The sequence below is a fragment of the Bacillus sp. Bwzl_19 genome (assembly GCF_054900515.1).
This window is the reverse complement of record NZ_CM142729.1, coordinates 1,982,912-2,007,214: the sequence shown is the minus strand read 5'-3', so window position 1 is coordinate 2,007,214 and position 24,303 is coordinate 1,982,912. Positions and strand designations below refer to the sequence as shown.

The following is a 24,303-nucleotide window of genomic DNA, read 5'->3' as shown; positions in this document are numbered from 1 at the left end:
GTTCTTCCCTGGATTGATTTTTTATCAGACAGGTTTAGAATCAGACTGAACTGTGAAGAAATGATAATAAACTGCTGAATTGATACCCTTTTGGGAGGAGGTGAAAGGCATGAACAAGACAGAACTAATCAATGCGGTTGCAGAAGCAAGCGAATTGTCTAAAAAAGACGCTACAAAAGCAGTTGATTCTGTTTTTGATACGATTTTAGATGCACTTAAAAATGGTGATAAAATCCAACTGATCGGTTTCGGTAACTTTGAGGTGCGCGAGCGTTCTGCACGTAAAGGACGTAACCCGCAAACAGGTGAAGAAATCGAAATCCCTGCAAGCAAAGTACCTGCTTTCAAACCAGGTAAAGCTCTTAAAGACGCTGTTGCAGGAAAATAATTGTGAATATAGATCGTGTATGCATCTGATACATACACTTTGTTTCTTCACAGAAAAGCCCCTTGATAAAGGGGCTTTTCATATTTAAGCAGCCTCGGTCTCCGGGCAGGACTTTCGTTTTGCTTTTGGCGCGGCAAATGTGCTAGAATCGAAATTAAATGTATTCAATGGTGGAGGACACAGACAATGAAAGAAGTTAATAAAGAACAGATTGAACAGGCAGTTCGCCAGATTTTAGAGGCGATTGGAGAAGACCCGGACCGGGAAGGGCTTTTAGATACGCCGAAACGCGTAGCAAAAATGTACGCTGAAGTATTCTCGGGATTAAACGAAGACCCGAAAGAGCATTTTAAAACCGTTTTCGGCGAGGATCATGAGGAGCTTGTTCTTGTAAAAGATATCGCGTTTCATTCTATGTGTGAACATCATCTTGTTCCTTTTTACGGAAAAGCGCATATTGCCTACATTCCGCGCGGCGGTAAAGTGACGGGCCTGAGTAAACTGGCGCGTGCGGTGGAAGCCGTCTCAAAACGCCCGCAGCTGCAGGAGCGCATTACGTCAACGATTGCAGAAAGCATCGTAGAAACCTTAGATCCCCACGGCGTCATGGTTGTCGTCGAAGCTGAGCATATGTGCATGACGATGAGAGGCGTTAGAAAGCCGGGGGCAAAAACAGTAACTTCCGCCGTAAGAGGTATTTTTAAAGATGACGCAGCGGCGCGTTCTGAAGTGTTAGAACATATTAAACGTGCGGATTAATAATGATAGAGGGTGCAGATATGAATTCAAAGCATTCAAGTGATTTTGTCGTCATTAAAGCGGTCGAGGACGGTGTGAACGTCATCGGTTTAACGAGAGGAACGGATACGAAATTCCACCATTCCGAAAAACTGGACAAGGGTGAAGTGATTATCGCTCAGTTTACAGAGCATACATCCGCCATCAAAGTGAGAGGCAACGCCCTCATCCAGACCGCTTACGGAGAAATGAACAGCGAAAAAAAATAAGCCGGCTGTTTCCCGCTTTTGCTGATTGCCCGCAAACGGCGGGAGAATACAGCCAATTTCTTTTTTTTATGCTATAATGATACCTGCGTATAATAATGACGAATAAATCTCATACATATTAGAATAAATGTGAATTTGGGGACAAGGGTGATATTTTTGCAAGACATCTACGGAACTTTAGCGAATTTAAATACGAAATTAAAACAAAAGCTGTCTCATCCTTATTTAGCGAAACATATTTCTGCGCCGAAAATCGATGAGGATAAGCTGCTTCTTTTTCACGCTTTGTTTGAAGAAGCTGACATTAAGAACAACGACAGAGAAAATTACATAGTAACTGCGATGCTTGTCCAAAGCGCCCTTGATACCCACGATGAAGTGACAACAGCCAGAGCGTTAAAGCGAGACGAAAATAAAAACCGGCAGCTCACCGTGCTTGCCGGCGACTATTTCAGCGGACTGTACTATTCGCTTTTATCTGAAATGAAGGATATCTATATGATTCGGACGCTCGCTACGGCAATTAAAGAAATCAATGAACATAAAATCCGTCTGTACGATCGGTCTGTCAATGACTTGAATCAATTGATTGAAAGCATGGCGATTGTGGAAGCGGCCCTGTTTCACAGAGTGTCAGACCACTTCAATCTTCCGCGCTGGAAAGAGCTGGCGAGTGATTTTTTTGTATATAAGCGGCTGATGAACGGCAATGCTATATTTCTCGATGTCATCGGCAATATTGTAAAGTCAGGAAAATCAAAGGCTGACATACTGGAAGAAAGCTTCCGGAAGGCGAAGCAAAGCATTGAAACGCTGCTGCCGCTCAATTCACCAATCCAAAATCTAATGCTGAACCGGCTTCAAGCGATCAGCCAAGACAAAACATATCATCAGAAAGTGGAAGAAGGGTAATCAACATGCAGGAGTCAAAAGAACAGCGCGTACACGGCGTATTTGAAAAAATCTACAAAAATTATGACCAAATGAACTCTGTCATCAGTTTTCAGCAGCATAAAAAATGGCGCGACAAAACGATGCAGATCATGAATGTGAAAGAAGGCGCAAAAGCGCTTGACGTCTGCTGCGGAACGGCTGACTGGACGATTGCCCTCGCAGAAGCGGCCGGTAAAAGCGGCGAAATCAAAGGACTGGATTTCAGCAAAAATATGCTGAGCATCGGCGAGAAAAAAGTAAAAGAGGGCGGTTACAGCCAAATTGAGCTTTTACACGGGAATGCGATGGAACTTCCTTTCGATGATAATTCTTTTGATTTTGTCACCATCGGCTTCGGACTGCGGAACGTTCCCGACTACCTGACCGTGCTGAAAGAAATGCGGCGGGTCGTCAAACCGGGCGGGCAGGTCGTATGCCTGGAAACATCCCAGCCGGAAATGTTCGGTTTCAGACAGGCATATTTCCTCTATTTTAAATACATCATGCCTTTCTTCGGAAAAATGTTTGCAAAGAGCTATAAAGAATATTCCTGGCTGCAAGAATCAGCAAGAGAATTTCCCGGTATGAAAGAGCTTGCGCGTCTGTTTGAAGAAGCGGGCCTGACGAATGTCAAATACCATTCGTTTACCGGCGGAGTGGCCGCTACGCATATCGGTTGGAAATGATGAATATACAGATGTTTGGGTGAATGATATGAAATTTAAAATGGCCTATTCTTTTTTAAATGACGATATTGATGTGATCGAAAGGGAGCTTGAGCAGACGGTGCGGTCTGACTATCCCTTGCTGAGCGAAGCGGGGCTCCATCTGCTTCAGGCGGGAGGCAAGCGCATCCGCCCTGTTTTCGTATTGCTTTCCGGCATGTTCGGTGACTATGACATTAATAAAATAAAATATGTAGCGGTGACGCTGGAAATGATTCATATGGCATCCCTCGTGCATGACGACGTCATCGATGACGCCGAGCTGCGGAGAGGAAAGCCGACCATTAAAGCCAAATGGGACAACCGCATTGCCATGTATACCGGTGATTATATGCTTGCGGGCTCGCTTGAGATGATGACGAGACTCGATGAGCCGAAAGCCCACCGGATCCTGTCCAAAACCATCGTAGAAGTTTGCCTCGGAGAAATTGAACAGATCAGAGATAAATACAATATGGAACAAAACCTCAGAACCTATTTGCGCCGCATCAAACGGAAAACGGCTCTTCTCATCGCCGTCAGCTGCCAGCTCGGCGCCATCGCTTCGGGAGCTGATGAGAAGATTCATAAAGCATTATATTGGTTCGGCTATTACGTTGGCATGTCCTATCAAATTATTGATGACATTCTTGATTTCACTTCCACTGAAGAGGAACTGGGAAAACCTGTCGGAGGAGATCTGCTGCAAGGAAATGTCACTCTGCCCGTTTTGTACGCGTTGCGTCAGCCTGAATTGAGAAATCAGCTGAAATTAATTAACAGTGAAACAACACAGGAGCAGCTTGCCCCCATTATTAAAAATATAAAACGCACAGACGCGATTGAAAAATCAATGGCCGTCAGTGACAGGTACTTAAAAAAAGCGTTTGAAAAGCTGAATACACTGCCGAGAGGCCGTGCGCGCTCATCATTGGCCGCAATCGCGAAATATATCGGCAAACGAAAATTTTAACCCCCTTTTACGAACAAGATGTGAACATTCTCCGCCCTGGATTGATTAATTGTCAGAAAGATGTTACGATTTCGGTGTGCAACTTGAAAGCCTATACATAATGATGGGGTGGAGAATCTTATGGAAAAAACTTTTATCATGGTAAAACCGGACGGCGTACAGCGCCAGCTGATCGGAGAGATTTTATCAAGATTTGAACGTAAGGGCTTACAATTGGCAGGAGCCAAGCTAATGCAAGTTTCAGAACAGATGGCTGAAAACCATTATGCTGAACATAAAGGGAAACCGTTTTTCGGCGAGCTTGTGGAATTCATTACATCAGGACCCGTATTTGCAATGGTATGGGAAGGGGAAAATGTAGTAGAGATCACAAGACAGCTGATCGGAAAAACAAACCCGAAAGACGCACTGCCGGGCACGATTCGCGGTGATTACGGCATGTTTGTCGGCAAAAATATCATTCACGGTTCAGACTCCTTAGAAAGCGCTGAGCGGGAAATTCAGATTTTCTTTAAACAGGAAGAGCTTGTACCGTATCAAAAATTAATGGCCGACTGGGTGTACTAAGCCGTCAGCCTTTCTTTTTCTCGTATTATGAAAGGGTTTACATCGTTTAAGAAAGACAGAGGCCTTGCTGTCCTGTCTTTTCATTTCTCACAAATCAGCCTGCGGGCTGATTTTTTTATTGAAATCGTACAATTTAGAAAGAAAACAGGCTATACTAGGACAAAAGACAGCGAGATTGGGAGAGAAGCAATGGAGCCTTACGAAATTTTTATCACGAAGTGGAAAAAAATAACCGGCGTTGATTTATCTTTATACAAAGAAGCACAGATGAAAAGGCGGCTGACGTCCCTTTATGAAAAAAAGGGATTCAGGGATTTTCAGGAATTTGCGGCCGCTTTGGAAAAAGACAAGCTATTATTAAATGAAACATTGGACAGAATGACGATCAATGTTTCTGAATTTTACCGAAATTATAAACGGTGGGAAGTTCTTGAAACTTCCATTCTTCCGTTATTAAACCATAACAAACCGTTAAAAATATGGAGCGCGGCCTGTTCAACGGGGGAAGAACCCTATACCTTGGCGATGATTCTCAACCAGCAGGCGGGACTGGCCGGATTTGATATATTGGCGACAGATATTGATGAAAAGGCGCTCAGCAAAGCCAAGCGGGGCATCTATCAGGAGCGCTCGCTGCAAGAGGTGCCGGCTTCCGTAAAAAGCCGCTTTTTCACCAAGCAGGACGACAACAGCTATCAAGTAAAGCAAGAGATACAGAAAAACATCCGCTTTAAGCGGCACAACCTGCTTGCTGACAGCTATGAACAGGATTTTGACCTGATCGTCTGCCGCAACGTTTTTATTTATTTTACTGAAAAAGCGAAAGAAGAGCTGTATGTGAAAATGGCGGGCAGCCTGAAAAAGAACGGAATTCTGTTTGTCGGAAGCACAGAACAGATTTTCAGCCCGGAAAAATTCGGCCTTGAAAGCACCGATACATTTTTTTATCAAAAAAGATAGAAGACATTTTATGAAAACTTGTGTTATAGTTTTACTTAAAAGCGTTAATGCGATGAAGGGAGAAGAAAGAAATGAGATACTTAACAGCCGGAGAATCACACGGTCCGCAGCTGACGACGATTATAGAAGGTGTGCCAGCGGGGCTTTATATAACTGAGGAAGACATTAATTTTGAGCTTGCCAGACGTCAAAAAGGGCACGGCCGCGGACGCCGCATGCAGATTGAAACGGACAGGGCAAAGATCACGAGCGGCGTGCGGCATGCACGGACACTCGGTTCACCCATCGCGCTCGTTGTGGAAAATAAAGACTGGACCCACTGGACAAAAATCATGGGCGCAGCACCGATTACAGAAGAAGAAGAAAGTGAAATGAAACGCCAGATTTCAAGACCGAGACCTGGGCACGCAGATTTAAACGGGGCCATTAAGTATAATCACCGCGATATGAGAAATGTGTTAGAACGATCTTCCGCGCGTGAGACAACGGTTCGCGTGGCTGCCGGAGCCGTCGCTAAAAAGATTTTAGCGGAGCTCGGCATTAAAGTCGCCGGACATGTTCTGCAAATCGGCGGGGTAAAAGCCGAGAAAACCGATTACACATCTATTGAAGATCTCAAGCGGGTAACTGAGGAATCACCGGTCAGATGCTACGACGAAGAAGCAGGCCGTCAAATGATGGCAGCCATTGATGAAGCGAAGGCAAACGGCGACTCAATCGGCGGAATCGTTGAAGTGATTGTCGAAGGCATGCCCGTCGGTGTCGGAAGCTATGTCCATTATGACCGTAAACTTGACAGCAAGCTCGCCGCTGCCGTTCTGTCGATTAACGCGTTTAAAGGCGTAGAGTTTGGCATCGGTTTTGAAGCGGCCGGCAAAAACGGCAGTGATGTCCATGATGAAATCGTGTGGGATGAAGAGAAAGGCTATACACGCGCGACAAACAGGCTCGGAGGATTAGAAGGCGGTATGACGACAGGAATGCCGATCGTCGTACGCGGTGTTATGAAGCCGATCCCGACTTTATACAAGCCGCTTAAAAGCGTCGACATTGAAACGAAAGAACCGTTTTCAGCGAGTATTGAACGTTCAGACAGCTGCGCCGTTCCTGCAGCAAGCGTAGTGGCAGAAGCAGCAGTGGCCTGGGAAATCGCAAATGCCGTCGTAGAACAATTCGGCCTCGACCAGATCGACCGCATTAAAGAAAATGTAGAAAATATGAGAAAATTATCGAGGGAATTCTGATGAAGGAGCTTGAGGTTCGGACAGCTTCCTCCGCATATCCCGTGTATATCGGTGAAGGCATTAGGAAACAGGCCGCTGCACTTTTGGCTTCGCTGAACAGGCCGCTGACAAAAATTCTGCTCGTTATCGACGCTGAAGTCGACCGGCTTTACGGTGATGAAATGTTCACGCTTTTAAACGAAACATGGGACGTGAAAAAAGTGATCGTTCCAAGCGGAGAAGAAGCGAAGTCATTGGAAGAGTATGAACGGATTCAAACGGAAGCGATCGCTTTCCATATGGACCGTTCCTCATGTATGATCGCGTTCGGAGGCGGCGTGACGGGTGATTTGGCCGGCTTTTGCGCAGCGACTTTTATGCGCGGAATTGATTTCATCCAAATGCCGACGACGCTGCTGGCCCATGACAGCGCGGTCGGCGGCAAGGTGGCTGTCAATCACAAACTCGGAAAGAACTTAATCGGCGCGTTTTATCAGCCAAAAGCGGTGATTTATGATACAGAGCTTCTGAAAACCCTGCCGGAACAAGAGCTGAGATCGGGCATGGCTGAAGTGATCAAACATGCGTTTATTGCAGATCACGCTTTTTTAGAAAAGCTGCTCACGTTTGATACGTTACACGGACTGACAAGCGCTGAGCTGAATGAAATGATTTATAAAGGAATTTCAATAAAATCGGCCGTCGTGCGTGAGGACGAAAAGGAAGAGGGGATAAGAGCTTTCCTGAATTTCGGCCATACGCTCGGCCACGCCGTTGAGGCGGAATACGGCTACGGCCGGATTACACATGGAGATGCAGTCGCCCTCGGCATGCAGTTTGCTCTTTACGTAAGTGAACAGGTTGCGGGATGCAAGATGAACAGAAAAGAACTCACGCAATGGCTGAGAGGACTCGGCTACCCGGGAAGCATCAGACAGGATATTGAAACGCCGGTTCTCTCCGCCAGAATGATGAATGATAAAAAAACGCGCGGAGGCATGACTCAGTTCATCGTATTGAAGGAATTAGGCGAAGCACAGGACTGTATGCTTTCAAAAGATGAGCTTGAAAACTTGCTGAACAAATGGCGAATGGAGGAAACAGCATGATGATACGCGGCATTCGCGGAGCAACAACGGTGGAGCAAGACACCGAACAAGAAATTTTAGAAAAAACACAGCAGCTGCTTGAAAAAATCATTGAACAAAATGGATGCAAACCGGAAGACGTTGTGCAGATCCTGTTATCCGCCACGCCTGATATCCATTCCGTATTTCCGGCAAAAGCGGTCCGCAGCCTTTCCGGATGGCAGTACGTCCCGGTGACGTGCATGCAGGAAATGGATGTCGCCGGCGCTCTGAAAAAGTGTGTCCGCGTCCTGATGACGGTTCAGACGGATACGCCTCAGGATGAAATCAAACATGTTTATCTAGAAAAAGCCGTTGTGTTAAGACCGGATTTATCATTGACAAAAAATACTGACATGTAATACGATAAACAAAGCTTAGAAATACACAAGAGTGTGTATAAAGCTGATAAGCAAGATATTGAACAGTTGAGTTTAGAATAGGGTAGCAGAGAATGAGTTTAGCTGAGCTGAGATAAACACGTTTTTATTCTGCCCAAAAGAAGCCTTTCTTTTGGGTTTATTTCTTATACGCAACACTCCTCTCACTCTTCATCTCATTCTCCTTACCGCAAGGAGGAGAATCATGAATTTACAATCGGATGTTTCTTTATTTTTAAAGGACAGTCTGACACACCGCACCATTCCAATCGCAGAGACTTTTACAGTCGACACGATCACACCCATTCAGATGGTTGAAAAACTGGACAGAAACATTACGTATCTGCTGGAAAGCAAGGATGAGTCGTCAAGCTGGTCAAGATATTCTTTTATCGGCCTCGATCCTTTTATCACGATTAAAGAGAGTCATAACACATTCGCTGCTGCTGATCCGAAAGGGCATACGCTGTTTGAAGCCGGAGAATTAAGAGCGGTGCTTGACTGGATGAATGAAAGCTTCCGCATTAAAACGCCCGAGCTTGATATTCCATTTTCGGGAGGGGCAGTCGGCTACCTGAGCTATGATATGATTCCTCTGATCGAGCCTTCTGTGCGAAGGCATGCGAAAGAAACAGATCTAGAAAAATGCATGCTGTTTGTCTGCCGGAAAATCATTGCGTACGACCATGAAACGAAACAAGTGCATTTTATTCAATATGCAACGCTTAACGGCCGGGAGACGGAAGAAGAAAAACGGGCCGTTTTTAAAGAAAATTGTGCGGAACTTCGGGAGCTTATCGGTATTTTAACAGAACCGAAGGATATAAAAGAGCCGTTTTTTTCAAAGGCAACGTTTGACACGCCGAGCTTTGCCAATGTGACATCTAATTATACGAAAGAAGGGTTTATGGCCGGCGTCAATAAACTGAAAGAATTTATAAAAGCGGGAGACATTTTTCAAGGGGTGCTGTCGCAAAAGTTTGATATTCCGGTATCCAGAAATTCATTTGAGCTGTACAGGGTGCTTCGCATCGTCAACCCTTCACCTTATATGTACTATATCAAACTGCCGGACAGAGACATTGTCGGCAGTTCGCCAGAGCGGCTGATCCGTGTGCATGACAGGCATCTGGAAATTCATCCGATTGCCGGAACGAGAAGAAGGGGCGCCGGAAAAAAAGAAGACGAACGCCTGAAAAAAGAGCTGATGAATGACGAAAAAGAAAAAGCTGAACATTACATGCTCGTCGATCTGGCGCGCAATGACATCGGCAGAGTCGCGGAGTATGGTTCCGTAACCGTTCCTGAATTCACAAAGGTCGTTTCTTTTTCACATGTGATGCACATCATCTCCGTTGTAACCGGCCGTTTAAAACAGGGCGTCCATCCCGTTGACGCGCTGATGTCGGCATTCCCGGCAGGAACACTCACGGGCGCTCCGAAAATCCGCGCGATGCAGCTTTTAAATGAATTAGAACCGACTTCAAGAGAGACCTACGGCGGATGTATCGCTTATATCGGATTTGACGGTTCGATTGATTCGTGTATTACCATCCGGACCATGAGTGTCAAAAACGGTACGGCGTCGGTTCAGGCGGGGGCGGGAATAGTCGCTGATTCCGTCCCGGAAGCTGAATATGAAGAGAGCTGCAGCAAAGCGGGGGCGCTTTTAAAAACGATTCAAATTGCAGAAGACATCTTTTCTGACGGGGAGGAGAAGACTGATGAACAAATTTCTGCAATTGTGCGTTAATGGCCGCACGCTGAAAACCGGAGAAGCCGAAAAGCTGATGGAGATGATGATGAACGGAGATATGTCGCAGTGTGAAATCGGCGGTATTTTATCAATATTAGCCCATCGGGGTGAAACGGCGGAGGAGCTTGCCGGATTTGTGAAAGTGATGCGGGCGCGTGCACAAGCTGCAGATGGCCTCGAGGATGTCGTTGATACGTGCGGGACAGGCGGAGACGGGATTTCTACGTTTAACATATCAACGGCAGCGGCAATTACAGCCTCTGCCGCCGGAGCTAAAGTTGCCAAGCACGGAAATCGTTCCGTTTCGTCTAAAAGCGGCAGCGCGGATGTGCTGGAGAAACTGGGGGTTTCCATTCAAGCCACTCCGGACAGCGTCAAACGCAGCATTGAAACGAAGCAAATGGGGTTTTTGTTTGCGCCGCTGTTTCATTCGTCAATGAAGCATGTCGCTGCCGCGAGAAAAGAGCTTGGCTTCCGAACCGTATTTAACCTGCTCGGCCCGCTCAGCAACCCGCTGCAGGCGAAGCGGCAGGTGATCGGCGTCTATTCATCTGAAAAAGCGCGCCTGATGGCAAGCGCACTGGAACAATTTGATGTCAGGCACGTCATGCTTGTATCGGCGCGTGACGGATTAGATGAACTGTCCATCACAGCACCGACCGATGTCATTGAGCTGAAAAACGGGGAACGTCTGGAATATTCCGTGTCACCCGAACAATTCGGTTTTGCAGAAGGTTCACTGAAGGATATTCAGGTGAGTTCAGCGGAAGAAAGCGCGCTCCTCATTCAGAATATTTTTGCAAATGAAGCCCCGTCATCCGCTCTGCATATTACCGCTTTAAATGCGGGCGCGGCCATTTATACGGCAGGTCTTGCAAAAGATCTGGGAGAAGGAACAAAAACAGCTTTAGAAACCATTCAAAACGGAGATGCCAAAAAGCAGCTCGAACGTCTGAAACAGAAAGAGGAAGAAATATATGCTTGATCAAATCATTCAGCAGAAAAAAGAAGAAATCAAATCCATCGTGCTGCCGGAAAACCGTCAAATTGAACGGAGATCCTTTAGAGAAGCGATCCTGAACCCGAACCGTTTTATCGGACTGATTGCCGAAGTAAAAAAAGCTTCGCCGTCTAAAGGACTGATTAAAGAGCATTTTGTTCCCGAAAAGATTGCGGCGGATTATGAAGCTGCCAAAGCGGATGCCATCTCTGTTCTGACGGATACCCGTTTTTTTCAGGGAAGAAATCAATTTTTGACAGATGTGAAACAAACCGTTTCTCTTCCCGTGCTGAGAAAGGATTTTATTATTGATTCCCTGCAGGTGGAGGAATCGTACCGGATCGGCGCCGATGCGATTTTGCTGATCGGGGAAGCGTTGGAACCCTCAAAGCTTCATGAGCTTTATCTGGAGGCCCGTGAGAAGGATATGGACGTTCTCGTGGAAGTCCATGATGAAACCGTCCTTGAACGGATTTTACAGGTGTTTCAGCCGGAAATTCTCGGCATAAACAACCGGGATTTAAAAACGTTCCGTACTTCTGTTTCACAAACGGAAAAAATGGCGGATCTTGTGCCGGACGGCTGTCTGCTGGTCAGCGAAAGCGGCATCGGTTCTTTGGCTGACCTGAAATTCGTCAATAAGCACGGGGCGCGGGCTGTATTGATCGGAGAATCTTTAATGAGAGAGGATTCGCAGCAAAAGGCGATCCGCGGGCTGTTCGGGGAGTGAGGGCATGAAAAAGCCTGAAATAAAGTACTGCGGCATCTGCTCAAAGCGTGATTATGAGCTTGCGGCAGCCTCAGAAGCGGATTATTTGGGATTCATTTTTGCCGCAAGCAAACGGAAGGTCACGCCGTATGAAGTACGGAAATGGAAACAGGAAATCCGGACAGATAAGAAACATGTCGGAGTATTTGTAAATGAAACGATAGAAAACATTGCGCAAATCGCTTCTGAATTGTCCCTTGACGTCATCCAGCTGCACGGTGATGAATCGCCTGAGGATGCCCTCCGTCTCCGTCCGCTTGTGCGCTCGGAGATATGGAAAGCGCTCCGTCACGGGGAAGGGACGCTCCGTCAGATGGATCAATTTGCACCCGCCGTCGACGGCTATGTCATTGATTCTTCAGTGAAAGGAATGAGAGGCGGCACGGGAATCGCGTTTTCATGGACCCGTGTCCCCTTGTACCGGAAGCGGGCTCAAAATGCAAACAAGCGCTGTTTTATCGCGGGCGGCGTTAATCCTGAAACGATTACTGATTTACTCAAGTCGGGCCCGTGCGGTATAGATCTTGCCAGCGGGATTGAAAAAAACGGACAAAAGGATCAAACACTGATCCGGCTTTTAGAAGAAAGGATGAACCATTATGTATCCATATCCAAATGAAATCGGAAGATACGGCGAATTCGGAGGCAAATTTGTCCCTGAAACATTGATGCGGCCTCTCGAAGAAATCGAAACGGCTTTCAAAGAATTAAAGAATGATCCCGTATTTCATGCAGAATATAAAAAACTATTGTTTGATTACTCCGGAAGACCGACTGCATTGACGTTTGCAGACAGGGTGTCGGATGATTTGGGCGGGGCGAAAATCTATTTGAAAAGGGAAGATTTAAACCATACCGGTTCTCATAAAATCAACAACGCGTTAGGACAGATTCTGCTTGCCAAAAAGATGGGCAAAACGAAAATCATCGCCGAAACCGGTGCGGGGCAGCACGGCGTTGCAGCCGCGACAGCCGCCGCAAAATTCGGTTTTGAGTGTACGGTTTTTATGGGTGAAGAGGACGTTGCGCGCCAGTCGCTGAACGTATTCCGAATGAAACTGCTCGGCGCGGAGGTCGTGCCGGTCTCTAGCGGCAACGGCACACTGAAAGATGCGACGAATGAAGCGATCAGATATTGGGTTCAGCATTGTGAAGACCATTTTTACCTGATCGGTTCTGTCGTAGGTCCGCACCCGTATCCGTACATTGTGCGCGAGTTTCAGAAAATCATCGGCGAGGAAGCGAAAGAACAGCTCCTCAGGGTCGAAGGGACGCTCCCGGACAAGGTTGTTGCATGTGTCGGCGGCGGAAGCAATGCGATGGGCATATTTCAGGCCTTTTTAGACGAAGATACTGAGCTGATCGGCGTCGAGGCGGCCGGAAAAGGAATTGATACGCCTCTGCATGCGGCGACGATAGCAAAAGGGACGCTCGGGGTGATTCACGGCTCAATGACCTATTTAATACAAGATGCATACGGACAGATTATCGAACCGTATTCCATTTCAGCAGGCCTCGATTACCCGGGGATCGGGCCTGAGCATGCCTATCTGCATAAAAGCGGCCGTGTAACATATGAAAGTGTGACAGACGAAGAAGCGATTGCCGCGTTGCGTCTGCTTTCTGAAACAGAAGGCATTCTTCCGGCTATTGAATCTGCACACGCCTTGGCAAAAGCATTTGAAATGGCGAAAGACATGGATAAAGACAAAATCATTCTCGTCAGTCTGTCGGGAAGAGGAGATAAAGATGTTCATACGCTGATGAATGTTTTGGAAAACGGGGTGAAGACACATGTTTAATCTGCATGACTCTGAAAAATTATTTATCCCTTTTATTACGGCGGGCGATCCGCTTCCTGAAATTTCTGTTGAACTGGCAAAATCTTTGCAGAATGCAGGCGCTTCAGCTCTTGAAATCGGCGTCCCCTACACAGATCCGCTCGCGGATGGCCCCGTCATACAGCGGGCTTCAAAACGGGCTCTGGAAAACGGAATGAATATCGTAAAAGCCATTGAACTTGGCGGCAAAATGAAAAAAAACGGCGTTCATATTCCAATTATCCTCTTTACGTATTATAATCCTGTGTTACAATTAGAAAAAGAATGCTTTTTCGCTTTACTGCGGGAAAACGACATAGACGGTCTGCTTGTACCGGATCTTCCGTTAGAGGAAAGCGCCCTTTTGCAAAAGACATGCAAAAAGGAGAACATCGCTTATATCTCGCTGGTCGCGCCGACAAGTGAAAACCGTTTGAAAATAATTACTGAACAGGCCGGCGGCTTTGTGTATTGTGTATCTTCTTTAGGAGTGACGGGCGTACGCAGCGAATTCGATCCGTCTGTATACTCTTTCATCCGTAAAGTGAAAGAATTCAGCTCGGTTCCGGTTGCGGTCGGTTTTGGCATTTCAAGCCGCAAACAGGTTGACGAGATGAATGAAATATCAGATGGTGTCGTTGTCGGAAGCGCGCTTGTCAGAAAGGTTGAAGAGCTTAAAACAAAGCTTGTGAATTCCGGCACAAGAGCCGATGCGCTTCTTGAATTTGAGGAATACGCAAAGACGTTCGGACAACTGTACAGTGTAAAATGAGGTGACTGGATTTGCAGATTAAAGAACAGCTGCGGCAGCTGAAACCGTATCAGCCGGGCAAACCAATAGAAGAAGTGAAAATGGAGTACGGGCTTGAGAAAGTAGTAAAGCTCGCATCTAACGAAAATCCGTTCGGCTGTTCACAGGCCGCTAAAGATGCGCTGCATCAGGAGATTGAGCAGCTTGCGCTGTATCCCGACGGTTACAGTGCCGCTTTGAGAACGCGGCTCAGTGAACATCTGCAGGTCAGTGAATCTTCGATCATTTTCGGAAACGGCTCTGATGAGCTTGTGCAGATTATCTGCCGTTCTTTATTAAATGATCAGGCAAACACGATTACCGCTGCTCCGACTTTCCCGCAATACAGACACAATGCGGTGATTGAAGGCGCTGAAGTGCGCGAGGTGCCGCTCCGCAGTGACGGCGCTCATGATTTGGACCGGATGCTTGAAGCCATTGACAGCAAGACGAAAGTCATATGGGTATGTAATCCGAATAATCCGACGGGGACGTATACTTCTGAACAAGAGTTAATTGCCTTTTTAGACAGAGTTCCCGAGCATATTCTCGTTGTACTTGATGAAGCGTACTACGAGTATGTCACAGCGGAAGATTACCCTGAAAGTATTCCGCTTTTAAAGCAATATCCGAATATCATGATCCTCCGCACATTTTCTAAAGCATACGGACTTGCCGCGCTTCGCGTCGGTTACGGTATTGCGAATGAAGCGCTGATCCGCCAGATTGAACCGGCGAGAGAGCCGTTCAATACGAGCAGAATCGGCCAGGCTTCGGCACTGGCTGCGCTTGACGACCAGTCGTTTATTAAGGAATGTGTCAAAAAAAATACAGCGGGTCTTAAGCAGTATTATGATTTTGCCGAAACCCATGGTTTAACTTGTTATCCTTCACAAACAAACTTTGTGCTCATTGAATTTAACCGCCCTGCGGATGAACTGTTCCAAGCCCTGCTGGAAAAAGGGTATATCGTCCGCTCAGGACAGGCGCTCGGATTTCCTGCTGCACTGAGGATTACGGTTGGTACGAAAGAGCAGAATGAGGAAATTCTGACAATTTTAGCTGAAATATTATAAGAGGTGATCAAGCGTCACCTCTTTACTCTATTAAACTAGATGAAAAAGGAAATGAGTGAAATGAAGGACACAATATTGCTTGCGGGAATCGGGCTGATCGGCGGGTCGATTGCATTGGCCATTAAAAAAGAGCATCCGCATAAACGGATTATCGGTGTAGATATTTCGGAAGAACAGCTTACTGCCGCGCTGAAGCTCGGGATTATTGACGAACGGGCCGGCTCATTTACGGAAGGGGCGCAGCAGGCGTCAGTTGTCATTATCGCCACGCCTGTCGCGCAAACGCTGAAAATGCTTGATATGCTTGCCGCATCGGGCATTACCCATGAACTCTTGATTACAGATGTGGGGAGCACAAAGCAGAAAGTCGTCAGCTATGCTGACAAAGTGCTACCGGCTCACTATCAATTTGTCGGCGGCCATCCGATGGCGGGGTCTCATAAATCCGGGGCTGCTGCCGCGAAAGAATTTTTATTCGAAAACGCGTTTTACATTTTAACACCGGGAAAATCAACTTCTAAAGAGTCAGTATCGCATTTGAAGGAACTTCTGAAAGCGGCAAACGCCCACTTTGTGGAGATGACTCCCGAGGAGCATGACGGCGTAACGAGCGTCATCAGCCATTTCCCTCATATCGTTGCCGCAAGCCTCGTACATCAGGCTCACCAATCTGAAGAAGATTATCCGTTTTTGCAGCGTTTTGCAGCCGGCGGTTTTCGGGACATCACAAGGATAGCCTCAAGCAGTCCGGCGATGTGGAGGGACATACTCCTTCATAACAAAGATAAACTGCTTGACCGCTTCAAAGAATGGAAACGGGAGATTGACACGATTGAATCTTATGTAGAAAATGAAGATGCGGACAACCTGTTCGGTTACTTTAAAAAAGCGAAGGATTATCGCGACGGCCTGCCGCTCCGTCAAAAAGGGGCGATCCCGTCCTTTTATGACCTTTATGTCGATGTTCCCGATCATCCGGGGGTCATTTCGGAAATTACGGCGATTTTGGCTGATGAAAAAATCAGTATCACCAACATCCGCATTATCGAAACAAGAGAAGATATTAACGGAATTCTGAGAATCAGTTTCCAGACTGATGATGACCGCAAGCGGGCGGAAACCTGCATTCAATCCCGCGCCAAATATGAAACATTTTACGCTGACTGAGGTGGAGAACATTGAAAAGAGAAAAAGTGACGTCTTTAAACGGTGAAATTCATATTCCGGGAGATAAATCCATCTCCCACCGTTCTGTTATGTTCGGAGCGCTTGCAGAAGGAACCACTACGGTAAAAAACTTTTTGCCCGGAGCCGATTGCCTGAGCACCATTGCCTGCTTCAGAAAAATGGGTGTCTCCATTGAACAGAACGGAAGTGATGTAACGATACACGGGAACGGCATTGACGCACTTTGTGAGCCTGACAGCCTTCTTGATGTCGGAAATTCCGGCACGACCATCCGCCTGATGCTAGGCATTTTAGCCGGACGCCCATTTCACAGTACGGTAGCGGGCGACGAAAGTATTGCAAAGCGCCCGATGAAGAGGGTAACGGAGCCTTTAAAACAGATGGGAGCCGTGATTGACGGAAGAGCGGACGGAGAATTTACGCCATTATCCGTAAGAGGCGGACAATTAAAAGGCATTGATTACGTTTCCCCCGTCGCAAGCGCGCAGATCAAATCTGCCGTGCTGCTTGCCGGATTGCAGGCAGAAGGAACGACGACAGTGACAGAGCCCCATAAATCAAGAGACCATACAGAACGGATGCTGAATGCTTTTGGCGCTGAGCTTGCGGAAACAGAGACGAGCGCTTCTGTAACGGGCGGTCAGAAGCTTCGGGCAGCTGATATTTTCGTGCCCGGCGATATTTCTTCAGCGGCCTTTTTCCTTGCGGCAGGCGCTGTCGTTCCCGGAAGCCGGATTGTGCTGAAAAATGTCGGCCTGAACCCGACACGCACGGGAATTATTGATGTCTTAAAGCAAATGGGGGCTTCACTTGAAGTGATTCTGTCAAAAGCGGACAGCGCGGAGCCTTACGGTGATCTGGTTATCGAAACTTCAGCTTTGAAAGCGGCAGAAATCGGCGGAGAAATCATTCCCCGTTTAATTGACGAGATTCCGATTATCGCTCTTTTGGCCACGCAGGCTGAAGGCACAACTGTCATTAAAGACGCGGCAGAGCTGAAAGTGAAGGAAACGAATCGGATCGATACCGTCGTATCAGAGCTCCGGAAAATCGGCGCAGACATTGAAGCGACTGAAGACGGCATGAAAATACACGGCAAAAAAACGCTTGCTGGCGGCGCGGGTGTATCAAGCCACGGCGACCACCGCATCGGCATGATGCTCGGTATCGCTTCATGTCTGACGGAAGAGCCGATTGAGATCCATGATACAGATGCGATCCGCGTTTCATATCCGACATTTTTTGAGCATTTAGATCAATTATCCAAAAAAGCCTGAAGATGATTCTTCGGGTTTTTCTTCATGTGTCATAAAGTCTTGGGCTTTGACATAGCTTGTCTTAAACGAAAAGGAAGGGGGGATGCGTTTTCGTTACAGAAACAGCCGGAATCAATCGCGCTGTTTGCGTATAAAGATGCCGTCCCCTTTTTTGTCGTTTTCCTCTTAACAATTTTTTGATAAACTATAATGCCGGGTGAAGCATCTTATTTGCGGGCAGCTCCTGTCTGAATTATGATAAGAATAACCCGAATAAAAACCCTTTTCATTGGTTGATGAGGTATAGGAAAAGAAAGGACCGGTCTGATTTGAATACATTGATTCAAGAAGCCATAAAATTAGTTGAAGCAGGTGAAACCGAAAAGGGACTCAAAGCGCTTTCAAAAGCTGAAACACAGCTTCATGACGAAGACAAAGCCATTGCAGCCCAGCTCTACTATGAATGGGGAAACGCAGAAAAAGCGTTAACGCTGATCAGTGATCTGCATGACCTTTATCCTGAGGAGTCTGAGCTGACGAATTTTTACGCCGAATTGTTAATAGATATTGATGAAGAAGAAAAAGCTCTCGAGGTGCTGGAGACGATTTCTCCGGAAGACCCGTCTTACGCGGAAAGCCTTCTTTTAATGGCTGATCTGTATCAGATGCAGGGCTTATTCGAAGTAAGTGAGCAAAAGCTGTTACAGGCGAAAGCGATGTTAAAAGATGAGCCTGTTATTGATTTCGCTCTGGGGGAATTATACTTCACACAGGGAGCATACGCGAAAGCCGTTCCGTATTACGAAGAGACGGCAAAAGAGCGGAACGAAATCGGCGGCGTAAATGTTCATCAGAGGCTGGCTGAGTCATTGAGCGCGGCGGGGGAATTTGAAGAAGCGCTTTCATGGTATGAAAAAGCGGCTGCAGAACATACAGAACCGAATACGATTTTCGGATACGGGTTCACAGCCTATCAGGCGGGAATGCTCAAAACCGCCATCAAGCAGCTGTCTGATTTAAAAGGGCTTGATCCTTCTTATTCATCGCTTTATATGCCGCTTGCAAAAAGCTTCGAAGCAGAAGGCATGTATGAGGATGCATTAAAAACCGCTAAAGAAGGTATTACTTACGATGAATACAATAAAGAGCTTTTTCTCTATGCGGGGAAAATGGCGTTAAAGCTCGGGAACGAAGACGAAGGCAAAAAGCTTCTTCAGGAAGCGCTGGCGCTCGATCCGGGTTATGTGGAAGCGCTCCATACGCTTTTAGCCGTCTATCATAAAGAAGAAAGCTTTGAAGAGATTATTGATCTGATTCAGGAAGTCCGCGGTTACGGAGAGGAAGATCCGAAATACAATTGGTATTTGGCAAGTGCCTATACGGGTCTCGAGCAGTATGCGGAAGCGAAAAAAAGCTTCGAAGCTGCGTATCTCCATTATCAGGAGGATCGGGACTTCTTGTATGAATACGCTCACTTCTTATTGGAAGAAGGCCTTCAGAAAGAAGCGCTGCCGCTTTTAAAACAAGTGCTTTCAATGGATGGAACAAACGAAGAGCTTGAAGAAACAATCTTACGGATAGAGGATGAATTTTTGAGATAAGCAGGATTTTGGACCATGCTTGCTGAATGTATAAGTGATGTCAGATTATACGATCGATAGAGGAGGGAATTACATGCAGACCCCTGTTTCTGTCAATGAAAAAAAGGATTTTATCCGTTGGTTTTTAAATCATTATCAGCTTAAACGCCGGGAGTGCGTCTGGATTTTAAATTATTTAATGAGTCATGATACATTAATGGAAAAAGTCCATTTTGTAGAACAAGCCGAATTTTGCCCGAGAGGCATCATCATGTCTACTCATTGCGTTGATGAGGTGCCGTTTAGGTTTTACAAAGAAAATGTCATGACCACGGACGCGGAAAAATCTTTTCACGACATCCGGCTGAATAAACAGCAGGATTTATTTATCCAGCTGAATTTCCGTTCGGCTTACAGCTCGCCTGAATATGCTGCTGTTCTTGAATCAAATCCGCATCTGCCGAAAGACCTGTTTGAAAATAAACAGGATCAGGGGATGGCTGAAAAAATATTAGAACACGCCATTTCCACTTTCCAGCGGGAAAAGCTGCTTAGAGATATCGACGAGGCGCTGGACCGCCACGACAAAGAAACATTTGAAAAGCTTTCCCGCCAGTTGAATCAGCTCACATAAATGACAGCCTTGCAGAATATGCAAGGCTTGTTGCGTAAAGAGGAGGAACCAGACATGAGATGGAGGGCCGCTGATGCCGAGGTCTATTTACAATCTGTAGATTACATTGATACCGCTATCATTCCGTTAATTTCCATATCATCTTCAGGAGGCTTAAAAGAAGCCGTTGAGCAGGGGGAAAGCACCCAATTGCTTTCTGAAGAGCTTGAGCGCCAATTGAAGGGACGGGTATATTTATTCCCCTCTTATACATATGTTGATATAGATCAATTACAGATCGCCCTGCTTCAAAAACTCAAAGAAGAGGTGATGATCAATTTCCGGCACGCCTTGTTTCTGACGGCAGACGAAAAATGGAAGGACTCTGAAATAGGCTCTGATGTCATCTGCATACCTGCCGTTCCGTTTGAACATATGAAAGACTCTTTAAAGAGAAAAATAGCGGATGACAAGTGCGGAGAAATTTTGAACGTTTTGTTACAGAAGTGGAACAATTCTTAAAAACTCCGCACATCCCGCAAAACAGCCGTTTTGCCTCTGTTGACCTTGCTGAAAGATTCATATATTATGAGGGTGTCAAATCTCAGAATTATTTTCTATTTTAGTTAATTTTTGGTCAATCTTTAGGGGGGGAAGAGATGGGCGGAAAACAAGATATATCAAGAAGGCAATTTTTAAACTATGCGCTCACCGGCGTGGGGGGATTTATGGCCGCCAGTGCGCTTATGCCTATGGTCCGTTTTGCGCTGGACCCGGTATTAAAACCGACGGGAAATCAAAAAATGGTGCAGGTTGTCAGCGTGGATGAGCTGACGAAGGAGCCGAAGCGTTTTGACTTTAAAATTCATCAAGTCGACGCCTGGCACAAATCGGAAGAATCCAGATCAGCCTGGGTCTACAAGCATGGGGATGAAATTATAGCGCTTTCGCCTATCTGCAAACATTTAGGCTGCACCGTAAACTGGAACAATGATCCTAAAAATCCGAACAAATTCTTTTGTCCCTGCCATTACGGGCTGTATGAAAAAGACGGCACGAACGTTCCGGGCACGCCGCCGCTCGCGCCTCTTGACCGTTATGAGCATAAAGTAAAGGACGGCTTTTTGTATCTTGGAAAAGCAAAGCCTAGGGGGGAAGGGTGACATGCTGAACAAAATATATGACTGGGTGGATGAACGTCTCGATATTACGCCGATGTGGCGGGATATCGCTGACCATGAAGTGCCGGAACATGTGAATCCAGCTCACCATTTCTCAGCTTTTGTCTATTGTTTCGGCGGATTGACGTTTTTTGTAACCGTTATCCAAGTGCTGTCCGGGATGTTCTTAACCATGTATTATGTGCCGGATATTAAAAACGCGTGGGAATCTGTGTATTATTTGCAGAATGAAGTCGCTTTCGGACAGATTGTAAGAGGAATGCATCATTGGGGCGCAAGTTTAGTTATCGTAATGATGTTTTTACATACACTGCGGGTTTTCTTTCAGGGAGCCTATAAAAAGCCTCGGGAATTGAACTGGATCGTCGGTGTTCTAATCTTCTTTGTGATGCTCGGTCTCGGTTTTACAGGGTACCTGCTTCCGTGGGATATGAAGGCGCTGTTTGCGACAAAGGTAGGCCTTCAGATTGCGGAAGCGACGCCATTGATCGGAGCGCAGGTGAAAACCCTTCTTGCCGGCCACCACGATATTGTCGGGGCCCAAACACTGACGAGATTCTTTGCGATTCACGTGTTTTTTCTCCCTGCCGCTTTGTTTGCGCTCATGGGCGCCCACTTTGTCATGATCCGCAAGCAGGGAATTTCAGGACCGCTTTAATACAGATCTGATATAAAAGGGAGGGGATGACATGCATCGGGGGAAAGGAATGAAGTTTGTAGGAGATTCAAGGATACCGGCTGAAAAAAAACCGAATATACCGAAAGACTATTCAGAGTATCCGGGAAAGACGGAGGCGTTTTGGCCGAACTTCCTGCTGAAAGAATGGATGGTCGGAGCCGTTTTCCTCGTCGGATTTCTCGTTTTAACGATTGTGCACGAGCCGCCTTTGGAACGGGTTGCGGACCCGACGGATACGGGGTATATTCCGCTGCCGGATTGGTATTTTCTATTTTTATACCAGCTTTTAAAATATGAATATGCCGCAGGGAGCTACACCGTAATCGGCGCGATGATAATACCGGGGCTTGCTTTCGGGTCGCTGCTTTTGGCTCCGTTTCTCGACCGGGGTTCTGAAAGAAGGCCGTGGAAGCGTCCGGTTGCGGTCGGCATGATGCTTTTGGCGCTTTGCGCTACGATCTTTTTAACGTGGCAGTCAGTCGCGACGCATGACTGGGCGAAGGCGGAGGAGCAAGGGAAAATTAAAAAAGAAGCCGCTATTGATACAGAATCAGACGGTTATAAAGTATTTAAAGAACAAGGCTGTATATCCTGTCACGGGGATAATCTTCAAGGCGGAGGCGCCGGTCCGTCTCTGATAGATAACGGGCTGAGCCCGGAAGAAATAAAAAAGATCGCCGTCAAAGGAAAAGGGCAGATGCCTGCCGGTGTTTTTAAAGGGAATGACAAACAGCTTGATCAGCTGGCGAAGTTCATTTCTGAAACAACATCGAAATAACGTATTGTGAAGCAGACAATAGCAGGATATACTTTTATGAAAAGAGCTGACCAGATGTCAGCTTTTTTTGTATGATACATATCTTTTAAGGACTGAGAGTTGATGGTATGAGGTGGATTTCTTATCTTTTAGGGCGGCGCGGCATGCTTCTGCTTGCTCTTGCAGTTAATTTTATCGGTACGGTATACGGCTATTATTGGTATTTGCCGCAGCTTGCGGACACGCCGCTGCGTTTTCTGGTGTTTGTGCCTGACAGCCCGACGGCGACGTTTTTCTTCCTGTTTGTGCTTTTGGCATTTCTCATCGGAAGAAACGCGCCGCTGTTTGAAGCGCTTGCGCTTGTAACCCTTGTGAAATACGGGCTGTGGGCGGTCGGAATGAATATCTTTGTGCTGATCAAAATGGGCCAGATGCCTTGGGAAGGGTACATGCTGATTGCTTCACATTTCGCCATGGCCGTTCAAGGCGTTTTATACAGCCCGTATTTTCGGTTCCGGTTATGGCATCTCATCCTTGCCGCTGTTTGGACGCTTCATAATGACGTCATTGATTATCTTTTCGGCATGATGCCCCGCTACTCAATGCTTAGTGCCTATATGCAAGAGATCGGCTATGCCACATTCTGGCTGAGCATTTGTTCTCTCGGTCTTGCATACTTTTTGGTGATTTCCAAAAGGCGGATAAAGCTTGACTTACACTGATAGAATCTTGGTCTAACCTTGTCCCGCTCCTCATATTCTGTAAAAGAGAAGGAGTGGGAGGGACCTCTATGAAACGAAAGCTGACGATCTGTCTTTTGCTTGCTCTTATGTGTTTCATCACAACTGCCAAAGCTGAAGGTGAGGGGGGTCTCAAGGAACTGAACGACCTTTCGGATACCGTTTTCCAAATGACGCGGCATTCGCAGTATGATGAGGCCCTGCAAGTGCTTGGCTACTTTAAGAAAAAAATGACACACGTAAACTCACTGACCGGCGCCGAAGTCAGGCAGGTGACTCTGGGCTACAATGATTTAGTGCGGGTCTTGAAACAGGCAGATGCCTCAAATACCGAAAAAATACGGGCAGCCGCCCAGTTCAGGCTGGTAATGGATGCGATGGAAGATCACTCCGATCCGCTGTGGGGTTCGCTTGAACGACCGATTATGGCTACATTCAGCGCCTTAAAAGAAGATGTCAGCGGGAACGGAAGTGAGAATTTCAATGAAAAGTGGAATGAATTTATATCATTATATGATTTAATTTATCCCAGCCTGACAATGGATGTGTCGGCCGGCCAGCTTGATACGGTGGCGAAACATATCGAGGTGATTGAGCAGGAAGGGTTTCAGCAGATGACAAAAGGAACAAAGCTTGAACGGCTGACGCTTCTCCAGAAGGATTTAAAAAAGGTATTTGACAAGGTAGAACGGGATGACGCTGATCCTTCGCTGCTCTGGGTCATTCTGACAACAGGCGGTATCATTATTACTGCGCTGACATATGTCGGCTACCGAAAATACAGAGCGGAAAAAAAGAAAGAGAAAAAGCGTGAATATCCTAAGTCTAAATAAACA

The 24,303-nt window shown here is 46.6% G+C and carries 28 protein-coding genes; all 28 read left to right on the top strand.

The window, feature by feature from the left end; genetic code table 11:
• Positions 1-109: 109 nt before the first annotated feature.
• The 28 genes from hbs to ypjB all read left to right on the top strand — a co-directional run bounded on the left by hbs (position 110) and on the right by ypjB (position 24,300).
• On the top strand, positions 110-388 hold the full coding sequence (gene hbs, locus ACW5MY_RS10575) for a non-specific DNA-binding protein Hbs (protein WP_003153447.1): 279 nt from the start codon (positions 110-112) through the stop codon (positions 386-388).
• Between the two features lie 186 nt (positions 389-574).
• Positions 575-1,147 carry a GTP cyclohydrolase I FolE gene (gene folE / locus ACW5MY_RS10570; protein ID WP_003153448.1) on the top strand — a complete coding sequence of 191 codons (573 nt, stop codon included), beginning with the start codon at positions 575-577 and terminating at the stop codon, positions 1,145-1,147.
• 20 nt (positions 1,148-1,167) lie between these two features.
• The gene (gene mtrB / locus ACW5MY_RS10565) at positions 1,168-1,395 is read left to right on the top strand and encodes a trp RNA-binding attenuation protein MtrB (protein WP_003153449.1); all 228 of its coding nucleotides are present in this window, start codon (positions 1,168-1,170) and stop codon (positions 1,393-1,395) included.
• Positions 1,396-1,551: 156 nt separating this feature from the next.
• Positions 1,552-2,307 (top strand): heptaprenyl diphosphate synthase component 1, encoded by a 756-nt coding sequence (gene hepS / locus ACW5MY_RS10560; protein ID WP_014470046.1) that lies wholly within the window; start codon positions 1,552-1,554, stop codon positions 2,305-2,307.
• Positions 2,308-2,312: 5 nt separating this feature from the next.
• Entirely contained in the window at positions 2,313-3,014 is a 702-nt protein-coding gene (menG, locus tag ACW5MY_RS10555) for a demethylmenaquinone methyltransferase (RefSeq protein ID WP_013352687.1), read from the top strand.
• Between the two features lie 28 nt (positions 3,015-3,042).
• The gene (hepT, locus tag ACW5MY_RS10550; protein ID WP_013352686.1) at positions 3,043-4,005 is read left to right on the top strand and encodes a heptaprenyl diphosphate synthase component II; all 963 of its coding nucleotides are present in this window, start codon (positions 3,043-3,045) and stop codon (positions 4,003-4,005) included.
• Between the two features lie 120 nt (positions 4,006-4,125).
• Positions 4,126-4,572: a nucleoside-diphosphate kinase gene (gene ndk / locus ACW5MY_RS10545; protein WP_013352685.1), complete on the top strand. Its 447-nt coding sequence runs from the start codon at positions 4,126-4,128 to the stop codon at positions 4,570-4,572.
• A 189-nt stretch (positions 4,573-4,761) separates the two neighbouring features.
• Entirely contained in the window at positions 4,762-5,532 is a 771-nt protein-coding gene (locus ACW5MY_RS10540; protein WP_014470048.1) for a protein-glutamate O-methyltransferase, read from the top strand.
• 71 nt (positions 5,533-5,603) lie between these two features.
• Entirely contained in the window at positions 5,604-6,776 is a 1,173-nt protein-coding gene (gene aroC / locus ACW5MY_RS10535) for a chorismate synthase (protein WP_013352683.1), read from the top strand.
• Positions 6,776-7,864: a 3-dehydroquinate synthase gene (aroB, locus tag ACW5MY_RS10530; RefSeq protein WP_013352682.1), complete on the top strand. Its 1,089-nt coding sequence runs from the start codon at positions 6,776-6,778 to the stop codon at positions 7,862-7,864. Before aroC ends, aroB begins: the two co-directional genes overlap by 1 nt.
• Positions 7,861-8,244, top strand: coding sequence for a chorismate mutase (gene aroH, locus ACW5MY_RS10525; RefSeq protein ID WP_013352681.1), 384 nt, complete (start codon positions 7,861-7,863; stop codon positions 8,242-8,244). Before aroB ends, aroH begins: the two co-directional genes overlap by 4 nt.
• 223 nt (positions 8,245-8,467) lie before the next feature.
• On the top strand, positions 8,468-10,015 hold the full coding sequence (gene trpE, locus ACW5MY_RS10520) for an anthranilate synthase component I (RefSeq protein WP_013352680.1): 1,548 nt from the start codon (positions 8,468-8,470) through the stop codon (positions 10,013-10,015).
• Positions 9,987-11,003: an anthranilate phosphoribosyltransferase gene (gene trpD / locus ACW5MY_RS10515; protein WP_013352679.1), complete on the top strand. Its 1,017-nt coding sequence runs from the start codon at positions 9,987-9,989 to the stop codon at positions 11,001-11,003. Before trpE ends, trpD begins: the two co-directional genes overlap by 29 nt.
• A complete protein-coding gene (gene trpC / locus ACW5MY_RS10510) occupies positions 10,996-11,748 on the top strand; it encodes an indole-3-glycerol phosphate synthase TrpC (protein WP_013352678.1) in 753 nt (250 codons plus the stop codon). Before trpD ends, trpC begins: the two co-directional genes overlap by 8 nt.
• A 4-nt stretch (positions 11,749-11,752) precedes the next feature.
• Positions 11,753-12,406, top strand: a complete 654-nt coding sequence (locus ACW5MY_RS10505) for a phosphoribosylanthranilate isomerase (protein WP_013352677.1) — start codon at positions 11,753-11,755, stop codon at positions 12,404-12,406.
• Positions 12,387-13,589 (top strand): tryptophan synthase subunit beta, encoded by a 1,203-nt coding sequence (trpB, locus tag ACW5MY_RS10500; protein ID WP_013352676.1) that lies wholly within the window; start codon positions 12,387-12,389, stop codon positions 13,587-13,589. The genes ACW5MY_RS10505 and trpB overlap by 20 nt, the downstream gene beginning before the upstream one ends.
• Positions 13,582-14,379, top strand: a complete 798-nt coding sequence (gene trpA / locus ACW5MY_RS10495) for a tryptophan synthase subunit alpha (protein ID WP_013352675.1) — start codon at positions 13,582-13,584, stop codon at positions 14,377-14,379. The genes trpB and trpA overlap by 8 nt, the downstream gene beginning before the upstream one ends.
• A gap of 11 nt (positions 14,380-14,390) precedes the next feature.
• Complete coding sequence (gene hisC / locus ACW5MY_RS10490) at positions 14,391-15,473, top strand: histidinol-phosphate transaminase (RefSeq protein WP_013352674.1); 1,083 nt, start codon at positions 14,391-14,393, stop codon at positions 15,471-15,473.
• A 51-nt stretch (positions 15,474-15,524) separates the two neighbouring features.
• Positions 15,525-16,640: a prephenate dehydrogenase gene (locus ACW5MY_RS10485; RefSeq protein ID WP_038463260.1), complete on the top strand. Its 1,116-nt coding sequence runs from the start codon at positions 15,525-15,527 to the stop codon at positions 16,638-16,640.
• An 11-nt stretch (positions 16,641-16,651) separates the two neighbouring features.
• Positions 16,652-17,938, top strand: coding sequence for a 3-phosphoshikimate 1-carboxyvinyltransferase (gene aroA / locus ACW5MY_RS10480; RefSeq protein WP_014470050.1), 1,287 nt, complete (start codon positions 16,652-16,654; stop codon positions 17,936-17,938).
• Between the two features lie 308 nt (positions 17,939-18,246).
• Positions 18,247-19,518, top strand: a complete 1,272-nt coding sequence (locus ACW5MY_RS10475) for a tetratricopeptide repeat protein (RefSeq protein WP_014470051.1) — start codon at positions 18,247-18,249, stop codon at positions 19,516-19,518.
• Between the two features lie 73 nt (positions 19,519-19,591).
• Complete coding sequence (locus ACW5MY_RS10470) at positions 19,592-20,131, top strand: ReoY family proteolytic degradation factor (protein ID WP_013352670.1); 540 nt, start codon at positions 19,592-19,594, stop codon at positions 20,129-20,131.
• A gap of 54 nt (positions 20,132-20,185) precedes the next feature.
• Positions 20,186-20,632 (top strand): DUF2487 family protein, encoded by a 447-nt coding sequence (locus ACW5MY_RS10465; RefSeq protein WP_013352669.1) that lies wholly within the window; start codon positions 20,186-20,188, stop codon positions 20,630-20,632.
• Between the two features lie 137 nt (positions 20,633-20,769).
• The gene (locus ACW5MY_RS10460) at positions 20,770-21,273 is read left to right on the top strand and encodes a ubiquinol-cytochrome c reductase iron-sulfur subunit (RefSeq protein ID WP_013352668.1); all 504 of its coding nucleotides are present in this window, start codon (positions 20,770-20,772) and stop codon (positions 21,271-21,273) included.
• A gap of 1 nt (position 21,274) precedes the next feature.
• Positions 21,275-21,949, top strand: a complete 675-nt coding sequence (gene qcrB / locus ACW5MY_RS10455) for a menaquinol-cytochrome c reductase cytochrome b subunit (RefSeq protein ID WP_003153485.1) — start codon at positions 21,275-21,277, stop codon at positions 21,947-21,949.
• A 31-nt stretch (positions 21,950-21,980) separates the two neighbouring features.
• Complete coding sequence (locus ACW5MY_RS10450) at positions 21,981-22,748, top strand: menaquinol-cytochrome c reductase cytochrome b/c subunit (RefSeq protein ID WP_013352667.1); 768 nt, start codon at positions 21,981-21,983, stop codon at positions 22,746-22,748.
• Positions 22,749-22,855: 107 nt separating this feature from the next.
• On the top strand, positions 22,856-23,449 hold the full coding sequence (gene lhaT / locus ACW5MY_RS10445) for a lipoprotein heptaprenylglyceryl N-acetyltransferase LhaT (RefSeq protein WP_014470053.1): 594 nt from the start codon (positions 22,856-22,858) through the stop codon (positions 23,447-23,449).
• Positions 23,450-23,517: 68 nt separating this feature from the next.
• Positions 23,518-24,300, top strand: coding sequence for a sporulation protein YpjB (ypjB, locus tag ACW5MY_RS10440; protein WP_013352665.1), 783 nt, complete (start codon positions 23,518-23,520; stop codon positions 24,298-24,300).
• The last annotated feature ends 3 nt before the right edge of the window (positions 24,301-24,303 follow it).